At 59.1% G+C, this 14,867-nt stretch carries 10 protein-coding genes; 1 reads left to right on the top strand and 9 read right to left on the bottom strand.

The genetic code is table 11. The annotated features are described in order from the left end of the window. Complete coding sequence (locus ACILSR_RS21400) at positions 1 to 963, bottom strand: Kelch repeat-containing protein (protein WP_395751834.1); 963 nt, start codon at positions 961 to 963, stop codon at positions 1 to 3. A 113-nt stretch (positions 964 to 1,076) separates the two neighbouring features. On the opposite strand from ACILSR_RS21400, the gene ACILSR_RS21395 reads away from it, so the two are divergent. After that, a complete protein-coding gene (locus ACILSR_RS21395; RefSeq protein WP_395751833.1) occupies positions 1,077 to 2,573 on the top strand; it encodes a sodium:solute symporter family transporter in 1,497 nt (498 codons plus the stop codon). Here the strand turns inward: ACILSR_RS21395 and ACILSR_RS21390 are convergent. From ACILSR_RS21390 to ACILSR_RS21355, 8 genes are all read right to left on the bottom strand, one after another. Next, positions 2,530 to 3,279, bottom strand: a complete 750-nt coding sequence (locus ACILSR_RS21390; protein WP_395751832.1) for an SDR family NAD(P)-dependent oxidoreductase — start codon at positions 3,277 to 3,279, stop codon at positions 2,530 to 2,532. The genes ACILSR_RS21395 and ACILSR_RS21390 overlap by 44 nt on opposite strands. Before the next feature lie 50 nt (positions 3,280 to 3,329). Then, positions 3,330 to 6,575, bottom strand: coding sequence for a LamG domain-containing protein (locus tag ACILSR_RS21385; RefSeq protein ID WP_395751831.1), 3,246 nt, complete (start codon positions 6,573 to 6,575; stop codon positions 3,330 to 3,332). Positions 6,576 to 6,595: 20 nt separating this feature from the next. Next, positions 6,596 to 7,984: a polysaccharide-degrading enzyme gene (locus ACILSR_RS21380; RefSeq protein WP_395751830.1), complete on the bottom strand. Its 1,389-nt coding sequence runs from the start codon at positions 7,982 to 7,984 to the stop codon at positions 6,596 to 6,598. 201 nt (positions 7,985 to 8,185) lie between these two features. Next, entirely contained in the window at positions 8,186 to 9,703 is a 1,518-nt protein-coding gene (locus ACILSR_RS21375) for a hypothetical protein (protein WP_395751829.1), read from the bottom strand. 58 nt (positions 9,704 to 9,761) lie between these two features. Beyond that, positions 9,762 to 11,426 (bottom strand): phosphate ABC transporter substrate-binding protein, encoded by a 1,665-nt coding sequence (locus ACILSR_RS21370; RefSeq protein WP_395751828.1) that lies wholly within the window; start codon positions 11,424 to 11,426, stop codon positions 9,762 to 9,764. Further along, the gene (locus ACILSR_RS21365) at positions 11,423 to 12,613 is read right to left on the bottom strand and encodes a hypothetical protein (protein WP_395751827.1); all 1,191 of its coding nucleotides are present in this window, start codon (positions 12,611 to 12,613) and stop codon (positions 11,423 to 11,425) included. The genes ACILSR_RS21370 and ACILSR_RS21365 overlap by 4 nt, the downstream gene beginning before the upstream one ends. After that, entirely contained in the window at positions 12,610 to 13,902 is a 1,293-nt protein-coding gene (gene eno / locus ACILSR_RS21360) for a phosphopyruvate hydratase (protein ID WP_395751826.1), read from the bottom strand. Before eno ends, ACILSR_RS21365 begins: the two co-directional genes overlap by 4 nt. Continuing rightward, entirely contained in the window at positions 13,899 to 14,849 is a 951-nt protein-coding gene (locus ACILSR_RS21355) for a phosphotransferase family protein (RefSeq protein ID WP_395751825.1), read from the bottom strand. Before ACILSR_RS21355 ends, eno begins: the two co-directional genes overlap by 4 nt. Between the last annotated feature and the right edge of the window lie 18 nt (positions 14,850 to 14,867).

Genomic DNA, 14,867 nt, shown 5'->3' with positions numbered 1-14,867 from the left:
TCAGCGCAAATCCTTGAGCGGAATGCGAAAGAACTTGTTGGTGCGCGACTGCTTCCTGTCTTCGCCGCCGAGGCAATAAAGAAAGCCATCGAGCTTTACCAAGGCGACCATGGCGGCGTAAGGCAGCGGCTTTGCCTTGATGTATTTGTCTGATTTCACATCGTAGATCAGCGCATCCGCCGTGAAGTCGCTGGTATAACCGCCAGCGAGGTAGATGTGCTGCGCGTCCAGAGCCACGGCAGACATGCCACGAGCGGCGGCAGGAAGGGGCTGCAGTTTTCGCCATGCGTTTTTTGCTGGCGAGAAGGCATGGGCTTCGGCCGAATTCACCACGTCCTTCGTGGACTCAACGTAGTTCATTCCGCCGAATACGAACAGTTCATCTCCCACCACGGCGGAGGCAGCCACAGCAAAAGGTTTGCCTGGATACACTGCGCGCTCCCGCACCCCCTCCCTGGTGATTTCAAAAGTCTTGTTGGTGACGCCGGAGATATTAGCCGCGTCGTCTGTTCCGCCCGCAAAAACAATGTTTTCTCCCACCATGCCACCGGCTGACAATACGACAGCGGATGGCAGTTCCAGTCCCTCCAAGGCGATGGTTTCCACTGGATTTACGACCAGCAGTTTGCGGATGGGCGCCTTGCCATCGCTGCCGCCAAGAAATTCGACCGCTGGTTCATTTTGAACACTTAATCCATACGCAACCGGCGAGACAAGGTCTCGTACATGAGTCCAGCGCATGACCGACGGGTCACATTCGTGGAACGCTTTCAGCCAGTTCTTGACACCTCCGTTCCAGTTGGTGCCGCCGAGGATGGAGATCTTACCAGCGGCGGTGCAGCAGACAAATCCTCCGTTTGGTTCCGGCAGCGGCGGGAGGGGTTCCCAGTCTGCAGCCTGGAGGCGGCCTGCCAATGAAGCAAAGAGCGTGGAGCAGAGGAGTGCCAGGGCAGCAGATTTCATGATCTCTAGTACCGTCAAACCGGGGGCATTTCTTCTTTTGAATGCCGTGGTTCAACAAACAGACCAGAAACACCTTGAGTTCGGTGCGTTATACTTTGCTGACGCCGCTTCTCATGACTCACTTTTCCTGGCTCGACTACACAATCTTCGGCGTTTACCTCAGCGCTTCGGTTGGGGTGGGACTGCTTTCGGCACGGGGTTCGAAATCACTCGGAGACTACTTCCTGGCGGGCCGAGGCATGAACAGCACGCTGGTGGGCATGTCGATTTTGGCGGCGCTGTTTTCAGGCATCAGCTACCTCTCCGGACCTGCGGATGTGTACAAGAACGGCTTCGACTTCGGCTACGTGATGCTGGCTTTTTTCATCGCCACACCGTTCGCGGCGGTGTTCATGCTGCCGAAGTTTTACCAGTCGCGCTTTTTTACCGCCTACCAGTTTCTGGAAGAGCGCTTTTCGCTTTCCGTCCGGCTGCTGGCTTCCGGCTTCTTCATTTTCCGCGTGGCACTCTGGCTGGCAGCGGCGACGTACGCGCCTGCACTGGCGCTGGAAAAAGTCACGGGCATACCGCTGTGGATCACCATTCTGGCGAGCGGAGCACTGACGACGATTTACACCGCACTCGGCGGAATGAGGGCCGTGATCTGGACGGATGTGCTGCAACTGATCGTGCTGTTTGGAGGACAGCTCACCATCATGATGGTCGCGGCCGGAAAGATCCCGGGTGGGCTCGGTGGCGTGTGGCATACCGCGGTGTCAGACGGACTCATGGATTTAAGCTTCTCCTTCAGCATGACCGAGCGGGTGAATTTCTGGTCGGTACTGCTCGCGGCAGCGTTCCTTCATCTGGTGCAGATGGCGACCGACCAGGTGTCTGTGCAGCGCTACCTGAGCGCCGGGAGCCTGCGGGAGGCGCAGCAGTCTCTCTGGATCAAGCTCCTGCTGCTTCTGCCGGTGCTGGTGCTTTTCTACGGCACGGGATTGGTGCTCTATGCGTTTTATAAAACGCATGGAGACCCGCTGGCCGCAGGACTGATCGCCAAAGAAGATCAAATCCTGCCCTACTTCGTCGTGACGCAACTGCCCGCAGGGTTGCCGGGACTTCTCATTGCGGCGATTTATGCGGCCAGCATGTCCACGATATCCGCCGGGCTGAATTCCATGGCTTCAGCCACAGTGGTGGATTTCAAGCAACGCCTCGAGATCGGCCGCGTGGAATCCAATGTGCAGCAAGTAGGCAACGCCCGCTTGATCACCGTGATCTATGGCATCATCGTGGTGGGTCTGGCTTTCGCGGTGTCCGTGATGTCCGGGAATCTGGTGGAGTCTGTGAACACGGTCATGGGCCTTGTAGGCGGGCCGTTGCTCGGACTGTTCTTCCTGGGAATGTTTACACAGAAGGCCACCACACGCGGTGCGCTGATTGGCTGCATCGTGGGATTTGTAGCGCTGCTGGCGCTGTATCTTTATCAAAACGGAGCTTTCACCACCGCCAAACCGGCGACGGTGGTCTCCTTCATCTGGTTCAGCCTGCTTGGCACCTTGATCACCCTGATGACGGGATTGCTCACCTCCGGCCGATCTGCCACGTCGTCAGACCGCCGTCAATGATGATGGTCTCGCCAGTGATATAGCTGGCCGCGTCAGAGCACAGAAATACGGCGGCGCCTGCCACATCCTCCGGCACACCGAGACGGCCCAGGAGGATTTTTTTCTCGTAGTGCCGCACCTGCGAATCCTGCAGCTGCGAGGTCAGCGGCGTTTTGATCAGGCCCGGCGCCACGCCGTTTACTCGGATGCCATGATCCGCAAGTGCCACGGCGAGCGATTTCGTGAGCATGACCAGCGCGCCTTTGCTGGCGTCATAGGCGCAGGAGTCCGCCTCCGCCTGAAAGCCATTGGTCGAAGAGGTGATCACAACGCAGCCCCCGCGCTTCTCCGCCACAAGGCGTTGGGCAAAGGCCTGCACGGTGAAAAAGACAGAAGCCATGTTAAGCTGCACGGTTTTGTCCCAGCGCTCGCGAGACATTTCCAGAAAAGGTACGTCGAAGAAACTGCCCGCATTGCAGATGAGAGTGTCAAGTCCAGGAGCCTGGACAAAGGCGGCGGCCAGCAGCTCGGCGGGGGCGTTTGGCGCACAGAGGTCGCAGGAAAGATAACCGGCCCAGGCTGGAAAACCTGACGGCCTTTCAGTCAGACCGTGGCAGAGAACATTTGCGCCAGCGGCGTTCAGACCGCCGGCCAGGGCCAGACCGATGCCTTGCGAAGAACCTGTCACCAATGCTGTCCGACCTTCAAGAGAGAATGCTTTCATCATGCGCCGTCAGATAGGCGCGGATGTTTCGTTGTGCAATCGCGTCCGTGGTCTCAGCGGCTCACCCGCATCCACTTCACGGCCTCCATGCCGGAGGCAAGCTCGCGCACACGCACCTCCCAGATTCCTGGCGTTTCATTTCTGGCGAGATCCAGACGCAGGATCAATTCGCCATTGTCCACGACGTGATATCCTTCAAACTCGGCAGGAGCGCCGTCCGCATCGCGAATGGTAACCTCCACCGGGATGGCCGCAGGCATGGGACTGCCGCCCGAGGTGGTGAGACCGATGCGCACCTCGGCCACGTTTCCGCAGGTGCCGACCACCGGCACATCGAGCTGCATTTCGATCAACGGAGAAGGCGAGAGCAGCAGCACGCGGCCTTCCGCCGGTCCGAGTTGCAAGGGAATGATGAGCCCGCTGTCCTCGCGCTTCGGCAGCAGGAAACGGGATTGAGTGAGATCATAGACGTTCATTTTTTCCTGACCAAGATTCAGGCTGGCAACCACCGGCAAACCGGACTCCATCACCTTGCCATGCTGACCGACATAGGTGCCGGCTTCGCGGCGGTCATTCATGACAAAAAGACAGGTCGCCTCCCCCGTCTTGCTGGCATGCAGTATGATGTCCGGGCTGTCACAGCTTAGCGCTGGCTGCCAGCCGCAGTCTTTGCAGGCCTGCGCGAGCCTCTCCCACAAAGGCTGCGTCCGTGGAAGGTCTTGGGCCAGTGTTCCCGAATTGTCCGCGGGTGGACTGCTGCCCGGGGCAGCGACTGCCGCTGTGGCGGGTGCTGCCAGATCCGTCAAAACCACATCTGCTTTGAGCGCCGAGCAAAGATGCTCGTCTGCGATGACTTTACCGCCCGTTTCCTGCCACTGCCTGATTTTCTCCACCACACTGACGGGAAGCACATCGCAGTCGGTGAGGAACAGGACCTTGCGGTCATCCAAACCGCCCTGAAGTAGAGTCTCCTCATACAGCAGTTCTGCCTGAATGTGGGCATGCTGCAGGGCCTGCCACGCTGCCAGAGTGCTTGGTGAACCACTGCAATAGAGACCGCGGCCGGCCATGACCTGCGAGGTGAAACTCTCCAGCATGACCACCGGAGAACGCAGAGCCTGTCGTCTTGCCAGCATGGGTCCCAGCGGAAGGAGCAAGCGCTGCGCAACATCGCTCAAAGCAGAGCGGGCCTGAGGATGCGTGGTGCTGAACTTGTTATATGATGCATCCTTCTCGGCCGGGCGCAGGGCAAAGCCGTCGGTAAGCACAAGGGCTTTCACCGGGCGGGACATCGTCATCCAGACGTTCTCCTTCAGAATCGCGGAGGCCATGGTGATGCGCTGCAACTGCGCGGTCCGATCCGCCTGCACGATGGCATCCACGGTGCCTTCAGCCCCCGGGGGAGAAACCAGACTGCGTTCCCAGCTCAGCGGGACAATGCCATAGATGCCCATTTCAGTTCCATGCGCAGCCCTCATGGCGACCTGCTGATCCGCACAAAGGCCTGCCAGCAGAGGGTTTCGAGAATCCATGCTCTGGTCTCCGATGTTCGTGACGAGGCTGTAAGCACCCGCTTTTGACGGCTGGCGCACCGAGGGGTGATGCATGATCCAGGTTTCATCACGATCCTGCTTGCGCCGATCATAGGATCGGCGCCAGGTGTCATTCAGTTCCTTCCAGCCATTGCCTTCGGACCACAGCCAGCGGTAGTATTTCAGGATGGGATGATCATTCGATACCATGCGATTCTCCGGAAACCCGGGAATCATGCGCCAGTTGACCGATTCGCCCTGAACCTCCGCGGGAATGTCCTGCCCGCTGAAAGTACGGTAGGCTTCCTGCTCCTTGGCACTGAAGCCCGGCTTTGATTTGCCAAGAGAGGACTCGATCATGACGCCAGACCACAGATTGTTGGCACGGTAATAGACCGTGAACATGTTGCCGCAGCCGAACATGAAGGCGGCGGCCTCCGGACTGGCCACATTGAGCTCAGGCGGAGAGTATTCTTTGCCATCGCGACCGACTTTGATGTGCTTCATGGCGAGCATGAGCTTGTCATAATTCACCGAACCAACGGCCTTCAGGCCGGACAGCAGCCCCTCCTCAAGCTTTGCCTGCACCAGCGGAGGACGCTGTCTGTCGGCGGTGCCGGCGTAGGGAGCGTCGTCGTTGCTGATGCCAGCCCAGTGCGTGCAACCCAGCGGCGCCAACCACGGCAGGTCGCTCGGGCCGACGCCGTCCATGATGACGGGAAACATCTGCCTACTCCTGCCAATGATCTTGAAGTCTTTTTTGCGGCTAACCCGCGTGGTGCCGCTGCCCATGACCACCTCCAGCGTGTAGGTGCCGGGCTTGAGGGCTGTGTCCGGACCGAATTCATTCACATTGGCAGCCCCGGGAGCGAGATCGGGAAAAATGAATGACTGAGGAACACCATCAACGACATAGGTCATCTCCATGCCGCGCAAAGGCTGCTTGCGGAGATTGGCGCATCTGATCTGCATCGAATTGGAGCGCGACAAGCGCTCCCAAACATGAGACGTGCCGATAATCTCCAACGCGAATGCCGCAAATTCGCGCACTCCCGAACAGAGGCGCACCTCATCGATGACGCCAGGAAACGAGGCGTTCCCGGGAATGGTGGCCCCCACGCTCAGCGGCTGAGGACCGGGTTGCGTTGCGCCGCAGCGTTCCGCAAAAGATTCGCCGACGGTCTGCGAATCGACAAAGAAAACCACTTTGCCAGCTCCATCATAAGTGAAAGCCAGATGCCGCCACTCGTTCAGTGGAAGAGCAACGGGGATGGAGACATGCTCTTTGACAAACGCTCCATAACCAAGGCGAACCATTATCTGACGCAGGCCGCGCTCGTCGGCCGGCAGCAGACTCCAGCAGAAGTCCTCCATTTGTGGGCCTTGTTTGTCCAGCAGACAGGCTGCCGCCTGCGCAGCAGGAGCACTGTCTGTCACCTTCACCCACATTTCAGCGGAGAATGCTCCATTAGGAGACAGATGTGGCAGTGCTGCCGGGGTTCTGACATGCGGACTACCTTTGAGCCCACCGTAGAAACGTCCATCCGGAACCGCCGAGGAGGGGTGAACAGACAGGCTGATACCGCGGCCGGAGGCATCGGTCTGCGGCATGTCATCAAACTTCCAGCAGCCCAGCACATGCGGCCCGGTTGCGTCCAGATTGGAATAGCCCGCATCCCATGGATCTTGCAGCTGCGGGGCCACCGACGCACCGAAGCATGCCCCGGTCAGAATCAGGAGAGGGAGGATGGCTCGGCGGAGATTCATGGCAAAAGACCCACCAGGCTTTATTCCGCTCCCATGTTCCGCTTTTGGTCGGCGGGCAGCTTTTCGATCTGCTGGTGACGGACGTAGCGATAGAGCACCGGAAGGAGCCCCCGGGCAAGCTCAGGCGCCGCGCCGAGGCAAGGCGAATTGGGAGCAAGGGTGAAATCTTGATCTGCCAGAGAAACGAAGCCAGGATCGGCTCCCACGTCAGAAGGCACGAGAGTTTCAATGGTGCCCGTGAATTCATCCTCCGTGGGGATCCAGCCTTCAGTGAGCCAGTTCCTGCCCATCTTCAGCACACCGACCTTGCAGACGAGGGAAAGGTTTTTTCCTTTGGTGGTCGCATGCAGGATGTTTCCCTGGCAGTCCACCGTTTCATTGGCTGTGGAAAGGCGGAACACAGCGATGGGCTTGTCGCGGGTGGAGACGACGGTGTTGTTATAGAAGTGGAGCACGCCTTTGCGATAACCATTGGTCTTGCCGCTGTCTCCGCCGTAATGAACGATCTGGTTGTTGCCATCACCATCGCGCTCAAGGAAGACATTGCCAAAGACGTACGTGTCCCGATAAGAAGATGATGCATTAAGCTCCGGATTGCCGGTGGCATCCACGAGATCAAGCTGCCGGTTGCCACCTTCAATCCAGTTGTAGGAAACCACCAGACCCGCGGAGCGGTCCTTGAGATTGTTGCCCAGACAACCTGTGCGCAGCGGTCCAAAATGATTGCCCTCAAACACGATGCCGTTGCATTCGGTGTAGGCATTGTGCTCCGTGATGCTGCCAGGATTGCCATTGTCATAAATGTGGCAGCGCTCCACGCGCACATTTCTTGATTGCGGGCTGATCATGAGACCATTGCTGCTCCCGTGCAAAGTCAGGTTTCTCAGAACCAGATGATCCACGATCTCGACGTTCACACTCGCGGCATCTTTCTTGTACGGGGTGGGACCGCGCCTGCCGGTGAAGCTGAAAGAAGACCTTCCATTTCGGATGTCTAGATTCTCCAGAACAATGTGCGCGGGCATTGTGACCGCCGGCACATTCGCTCCGCCGATTTTGATGACGCCTCGCTCCTCGCCCCAGTACTGAACCATGGGGCTGGTCATTGCATTCTCACCATCGATCACGGGCAGCTTGCCACCCGGCCCCGGAACCCCGCTGACCGTGATGGGGCTTTTTGCCGTTCCACGGCAGGCCAGCACCCACTTTTCATGATAGGGCTGCTTGCGCCAGTTGATGCGTACCACATCGCCGGGAGCCAACGCCTGCCAGGGAACGGAGCCGATGTCCTCATACGTTTTGCCTGGGCCCACCTCGTAAACCGCAGCGCTTGCAAGCGTGGGTGCCAGCAGGCTTGCAGACAAAGCTATCAAGCGGAGAATACTGAAAGAAGTGTCCAACTGTGGCATGATCGTGGTAAAAAATGATCTTGGGTAAAATTATAGTCCAGTGCAGGCACCCTTTTTCCAGTAAAATCTCCCTCGGTCAAAACGATAAACTTCGGCTGATCCTGGCGCGCAACTCATCTGTCCACCTCGGGAACCTCCTGTTACGCAGACGTCCAGGAAAGCGGTCGTATCAAATTTTAAGCATCGGCGAAAAGCCGACTGTCATTCGTTCAGGTAGACCGCGTATACCTTTGCTGAGCTGCCGGGAGCGAAGTTCACACGCAGCGCGAGTTTCCGGCCCGCCGGAAGTGGCTTGGCCCAAGGAAGAGGCACACGGATGCCATGGGTGGATACTTTGCACGAATAGCCTGCAATCGGATGGTCCAGATGATCCAGCAACTCAACGGTGAGCGGCAACTCTGGCGTCACGCCGTCCACGTTCAGGGCGATGTCTCTGGCGGTGAATGTACTGGTGATGAAGTGAGCCTCTTCATCCGCCACCTTGCAGGAGAGGGAGCCGAAGCCATCACGGCGCAGGGTGGCGAGGCCGATGTCCATGTTCTCAAGGTCACCTCCTGTGTTCCAATGAGAATACCAGACCATCGTCTTGTCTCCTTCATTCACAAACGCATGCCCCTGCAGGATGGCGACATCATCCCACTCCCCCTCCCTGCCCCGAGGAATGACCTGGAATCCCGGAACCGGTTCGCGAAAATGCACGCCGTCATTGCTGATCATGAGGCCGAGATCCACACGCACGCCGTAGTTCCAGCTTTTGTCCTTCGGCGGCTTTTCCCCGGCATCCTGCCACATGCCGTGGAGACCGACCATGACATTGCCGCGGTTCCACAATCCTGCGCCCATGTGCATCTGCTGGCCTTTGACCGGCGGGTCGGAAAGCTGACCGGGACGTGCGTAAGAGAAGGCTTTGGCCTTTGACCAAGACACAAAATCTGGGGAGCGATAGGCCAGCATATCGCGCCCGATGTCCCTGCCATCCGCGCGCCATGACCACGGGCTGAGGAGCTGTCCGGTGGCGTAGTAAAAGTCTCCGAAGCGGTACAGGCTGCTCACTTCAAAGCGCTCGCCACCGGCATTGGCAGGACGGTCGCCAACGCACTTCCATTTCAGACCGTCCGAACTGGTGGCGGTGACGAAAGCGCCCCAGCGCTTCTCGTTTGGGCCGATCTTGCTGCGTCCGCCTTTGACGTCCTCGATGGGCATGTGCGCGATGAATGCGCACTTGTAACGTTTTGCGGGATCGGGCTCATCAGGTTCATAGAGCACTGAGAGAAAGTCGTTCACCCGGGTCATGGACCACGGCTCACCTTCGACAAGGCAGATGTTGTTTTTGGTGCTGCCGCTAAACTCCACGAGCCCGAGCTCAGGCTTAATCCAGGTAATGCCGTCTTTGCTCTCGGCGTAGCACATGGGCCGCCACCAACCGGGAGCCTGGCCTTTGACGACCTGTGGCTCGTGCATGCCGAGATACCACATGCGGAAGACGTCCCCCTGCTTGAGGACTGTGCCATACAGAATGGCATGACCGTGGTCCGGAGATCCAGGCGGACCGTTGCGCAGCACCGGATTCCCAGGATGCTTCTGTGCCGTTTCCAGCGTGAGCTTGAGATTGTGCTGCCAGGCAATGTTGTGGTCATCAAAGGCAAAAAAGACCTGCTCGGCCGCATGGAGCGGATGCATGAGCAGAAGGAAGCTGAGAGTGCGGAGGGAGCGCTTCATGGATGAATAGTTAGAACGATCCAGGCGGCTCTGATTCTTGCTCCAATAGCACTTTGGACTAATCCACGCTGAAATCCGAGAAGAGGACGCACCAGTTCCACAAGGGATATGGCAGGCCTTCCCGGGTGCCAAACGTGGCATCGGCAAACCTATGGACCGAGGACTCGGGGTCGGAGTCGCGCAGATTGCCATAGCTGAACGAGCGCTGAGCCACAACATTCTGACCAACTTCGAATTTCACGCCGTTGCGGAGCTCACCGGGAAGATAGCGCAGCGTGGTGGTGCCGTTGAGTTCACTTACCGCGCGAATAGGAACACGGGTCACCGGACCGGAAATGCTGGTGACGAAAAAGGCACCTTCCGCGAGCAGTGGCTGCAGCAGCGCAGATAACGAAGTGGGCAGTTCCATTTCCGCCATCGGCGCAGCCCCCTCGGTGAGTTTGGAGATCACACCGAGGGCCGCGGCGAAGGGATGACCGTAGCTGATGCGGCATTTTTTGCCTTCAGGAAGCGGTGTGTAGAGACGCAGACGGACCTGTGTGGGAGCACTGACTTCGACGGCGGCAAGTGTAACAGGCTGCCCCGCGCTGTCGTGAACACGAAAGCCTGCAAGCGATGTGAAGCCGTCTTTGGCAGCGATCTCCTGCCTGGCGAGAAACACGGTGTCGAGCACCAAAGGCGGACGAGGAACCGTGAAGTCGATGAGGATGCTGTCGCGTTTGGATTCAAGCCGTGCTTTGCGTGGGCGCAGCGGCTGCCAGTTTTCGCCCTTGTCCAGGACGCGGTGCATGACTTTGCCCACTTGCTCGCCCCACCAGCGCTCGCCATCAGCGGCGAGGTGGATGGGATCGCCATGGCGTCCAGGTTTGGTGCGACTGTTGATGGCACTGGGCACAGCGTAATGCGGCCCCACGAGAAAGATGGAGGCATCCGCATCCGCCGCCATAAGCTGGGCCTCTCCCGCAGGGCCCAGCGTCTGGTAGGTGAACAGCGGGAGGTCGCCTTTCTGCCCGGTGATGGCACATAGATCCGCAGACCATTGGCGGCGGTAGGCGGTGAGCTGATCGCGATACCATGCGAGTCCTTCGGCATGGGGCAGCTCGGCGTCCCACCGAGAGGGAACGATCCCGCCGGTGGGGCCTCCATTGCCTTCTCCCTGCATCCAATACAGCGCGGCCATGCGAAACTCTTTTCCAACGGCCTTTGCCTGCGCCGCGGCGCGGCGGGCGTCATCCAGGCTGGTCTTATAATAACCGCCACCGTGCTGGCGTGAAGCCGGCGTACGGGCATCCGTCGAAAGGTCAGCGATGGAGAGTTCCTGAATCTGCCGACCACCCTGCCCTGCACATGCTACGAGAAAAGGTGCTGCGGATTTACCGACCAAGGCCTTGTCCCCCGACACCAAAGAAGCGAGCCAATGATCTGCGATGCCGTTTGCGGCAGTCTCTCCGAGGCCGCCGTTTGCCTGCGCACACAGGGGCGTGAAAGCAAAATGCCCTGCCTCACGCTGCGCGGGCAGCGAGGGATGATCAGATGGCAGCCAGGTGCGAACACCGCGCTGGAACGCCAGGTTTCCCCAGCCGCTGTCCTTTTCAGTCACGATGGGAAGCGACTCCGAACCATCGCACAAGGACTGGCCCATCATCCAGATCCCGGAGATGACGGGCCTGGCATCCTCCGCTAAAATCTCGGCGGCAAGCAGGAGGAAGAGAATGGCTTTCACGGCTTGAAATCCTGGGGCATGAGTTTCAGCAGTCCGGACACATCAGCACCCGTGGCCTTGCTGCCTTCAGGCAGCGGCTTGTCATTGACGAGGCAGTTGTTCCAGGTGGCACTGCCTGCGACTTTGACGTCCATGCCTTCAAAGGTGCAGTTTTTTGCCTCCAGCACGGCACGAGTGGTAACATTGCCCAGACGGGGTTTGGCAAGACGACGAATAAGAACATTCTCCATTTTCATGCAGCAGTCGCCATTCGTGCGGCCCGTGATGGTGAGGGCATTCTGCGCGGAGGACAGCACCAGGGCATTGGTGAGAGTGTAACGTCCTTCATCAAGGAAGAAGAGATCAAAGCCGATGTTGTTCGCGAGAAAGACGCGATTGTAGCTGGTCTGCGCCGTTCCGGTGTCGGTGATGCCGGTGCTGTTGCCCATGCTGACAAAGCCATCCACGCGATACTGCGCGGATTCGTGGGCGCTGATGCCATCGTCGCCGCACTCGATGGCGCGGATGTTTTCAAAAACGACATCGCGGCAGTCGCCATGAATGTTGAAGCCGTCGTTGTAGGGGTGGGTGGCGGTGAGATTCTTGATGACGAGATGCGCATTGTCCCCGCCCATCTGCACACCGGCGCTGCGCACGGGAGCACGGATGATGGCATCGGCGAGCTTCTGCCCCGCAGGCAGCCTGATATAGAAGGCTCCGTAGATTTGCAGCGATGGCGGCTTCTCCCGTGAGGGATCTTTGACAAAGGTCCATTCGCCAGGCTGGAGATCCTCGGGCTTCTTTAAAGGTGCGGCCCTGCCCTTGGAGGTGCGGCCCATGTGGTTCATCTGGCCGTTCCACAGGAAGAACCAGCGCCCGATCACGGCGTCATCGAGCCGGGGCAGCAGGGCGTCGTTTTTGAAGAGCCCGGGAGACACCTCCGTCCAAGTGGCGGGATCAAGCGGATCGCTGCCTTCCAGGGTCGCACCATGGCCATCCAGCGTGATGGGTTTGGCTGGCTCTCCTTTCTTGCCGTAGAAGCCGGCGTAATCGTGATAAACCTTCGGCTCGAGATGAATGACATCTCCCGGCAGTGAGGCCTTGATGGCTTGCGCGATGGTGGGGGCATCTTTGTCGAGGCCGACGCGGATGTCGCGTGCCTCGGTGCCTGCCACAGCGAGCAAGAGGGCGAAGAGAATCCTGTTCATGGTAGCTGGATGCCGGCGGAGGCGAAGAGTCCTGCGCCAACGAAGCGAGCACGTGAGCCGAGCTGGCGCTGGATGCGGAGCACCTCGTTCCACTTGGCCATGCGTTCGCTGCGGCTGAAGGACCCGACTTTGAGCTGGCCGGCATTGGTGGCCACGGCGAGGTGGGCGATGAAGGCATCCTCCGTTTCGCCAGAGCGGGCGGAGACCACGGGCAGCCAGCCTGCAGACTGCGTGCGGTGAATGGCCGCAATGGTTTCGGTGACGGTGCCGATTTGATTGAGCTTGATGAGTACAGCGTTGGCTGTGTGTGCGGCGATGCCACGCTCGATGCGTGAGATGTTCGTGGTGAAATGATCGTCGCCGATGAGCTGGCAGCGGTGGCCGATGGCCTCGCGCACGATTTTCCAGCCCTCCCAGTCGTCCTCGGCCATGGGATCTTCGATTGAAACGATGGGATATTTCGTCACCCACTCGATCATGAGCGCGGCGAACTGCTCTGAGGTGAAGCGGCGCTGCTCCAGGCCGAGGGTGTAATGCCCGTCACAAAAGAGATCCGTGGCGGCAATGTCGAGCGAGATGCCGACCTCATGCCCTGGAGTGTAGCCCGCACGTTCAATGGAAGCGATGAGGGCATCGAAGACGTCTTCATTGCGGTCAAACATGGGCCAGTAGCCGCCTTCATCCGCCACACCCGCAAGCAGTCCGCGCTCGCGCATCACCTCGGCGGCGGCGTGGAAGACATTCGCGGTGACTTCGAGTGTTTCCTCATAAGTTTTGGCGGTGAGCGCCATGATCATGAAGTCTTGAATGTCGATGCGGCCCTGCGCGTGTTTGCCGCCGCCGAAGATCTGGATTTCGGGAAGCGGCAGCAAGGTCCCCTGCCCGCCGCCAAGGGACTCAAACAGCGGCATGCGCTTCACATTTGCCGCCGCCTGCGCCACGGCCATGCTGGTACCGAGAATGGCATTGGCACCAAGACGTGATTTTCCGGGAGTGCCATCAAGGGCGATCAAAGCGGCATCCAGTCCGGCTTGATCGAAGACGTCCCGGCCGATGGCGGAGGAGGCGATCTCGCCTTTCACATGAGATACCGCTTTAAACACGGATTTCCCACGGAATCGGTTCTTGTCTCCATCACGGAGTTCCAGCGCTTCATGTTGTCCGGTGGAAGCGCCCGAAGGAACGAGGCCATGGCCGCAGGTGCCGTCTACCAGAGTGGCGATGACTTCCACGGTGGGATTGCCACGGCTGTCGAAAATTTGCAGGGCGTCTAATGCGGTGATCTTCATGTGTGTGCGGCCCAAGCTTCCGTGAGCGCGGCAATCGAGGGCGGTCGGGATAAATGGGAGAGAACGAAACGCGTGACGACGTCCCGTTGTTCAGCGGAAAGATATTCGGCGGGGGATTTTCCATGCGCGCGAGCAAGGAGGAGGCAGAGCAGCAAAATCACGGTGCGCTGTTCCAGATCGTGACCGCAGGCTGCGGTGTAGGAGGACCAGAAAGCGGGGATGAGTTGAAGCGCTTGCGGATTCAGCAGGCCCTTGAGATGCAAATGAGTGAGCAGGAATGCGGCGTCAAAGGCGGGATCGCCAAACCAGGCACATTCGGCATCGAGCACGATGAGGCGTCCGGGTCCGACGAGGAGGTTTTTGGGGCTGTAGTCGCCGTGCACCAAAGCGAGTTTGGTTTCCGCGAGTCGTGCGGCTTCCGCGCGAAGAAACGGGGCGGCATCAGGAACGCGTTCAGCGGTGGTCAGCAAGTAGGGATCGATTCGCAGGGCCTGAAAGTTTGGCAAAGTGGCAAAGCGCTCATGAGCAACGGGATCATTCCACGATGAGGCGTGCATGCGACCGAGGACCTCGCCAGCCATGCAGGCGGTATCGGCGGAGATGTGGCCTGCGAGCAATTGAGCCTTCCAGTTCTGCAGGGCATCGCCGAGGTACTCCATGGCGAACCAGCCATCACCGCCACCGAGGATGCGAGGCACTGAGGCGGGCAATATGGGCGAGACGTACTCAAAGAAGGACTGCTCGACGCGATTGCGCGAGACATCGACAAACCAGTCATCCTTCACGCGCAGTTTTTCGAGGGCTGCTTTGACGACGAGTTTCTGCGTGGTCGATTCCACCAGCACGATGTCGCTGGAGACACCGCCGGTCAGCGGTGTCACGCAAATGTCGGTGCCGGTGATCAGGCCGGCGGATTGAAGGCGTGGCAGGAGATCCTCTGTGGTCATGCGGGTGAGACATTCCAC

The sequence above is a fragment of the Prosthecobacter sp. genome, from assembly GCF_044222565.1.
Taxonomy (GTDB): domain Bacteria; phylum Verrucomicrobiota; class Verrucomicrobiia; order Verrucomicrobiales; family Verrucomicrobiaceae; genus Prosthecobacter.
The sequence above is the reverse complement of the archived record's forward strand: the minus strand, read 5'-3'. Positions and strand labels throughout refer to the sequence as shown.